Origin of the sequence: Hymenobacter crusticola, from assembly GCF_002154225.1 — a bacterium.
Taxonomy (GTDB): domain Bacteria; phylum Bacteroidota; class Bacteroidia; order Cytophagales; family Hymenobacteraceae; genus Hymenobacter; species Hymenobacter crusticola.
Genome location: NZ_MTSE01000131.1, coordinates 1 through 649, shown reverse-complemented (window position 1 = coordinate 649; position 649 = coordinate 1). Strand labels below are relative to the sequence as shown.

General features: G+C 62.1%; 1 protein-coding gene. It reads right to left on the bottom strand.

Translation table 11 applies throughout. The features are described from left to right. Window positions 1-649, bottom strand: a 649-nt coding sequence (locus BXP70_RS30240; protein ID WP_218779910.1) for a hypothetical protein, incomplete at both ends; no start/stop codon positions are given.

Genomic DNA, 649 nt, shown 5'->3' with positions numbered 1-649 from the left:
ATCGGGCTTGCCGACCGCCGTTTTGGTGCGAAACTCCATTCGCAGGGCGAAGTCGGTCGAGCCGCCGGTGGGGAAGCCATTGCCGTTGCCCGTAACCACGAACGGAAGCTGGCTCGTGAACGTGGTGCCGGCGCTGTCCGTGGTCACGCACTTCACTTCCCAGTTGCCATCGTAGACCATGTTGAGCAGCGCGAACGTGGGGCCGTGCACCTGATCAGGTCCGCCATTGGCGTAGGCGCCGTTGCCAGCCGGACCAGTAAAGGACCAGGTACGCGTATACTCGCCCGTGCCGCCGCTCTCTGTGACGGTGAAGGAAACCGAGTTCTTGGGTTTCCCGAAGCCCCACACGCCCCCGTTTTGCGCCACGTCGCCATCGGGCGTGATGCTGGTATCTAAGGCCGGATTGCCGCCGCCCCCTCCACCACCGGTACCAAGACCATCCAAGATGCTCTGCTTGATGCGGAACGTCGGGCGCGTGACGTTATCCTCGCCAACGACGTCCTCGATAGTGAAGTGTTCCGTAGCAAAGAAGAAGTCTTGGGTAGCTTCGGCCACCACCTTGCCATCTTCTCCAACGGGCGCATACCCCGCCAATTCCGCATCGGAGGTGAAGCGCTTGTCTTCCGATTCGACTACCTGCGCGGCCGTG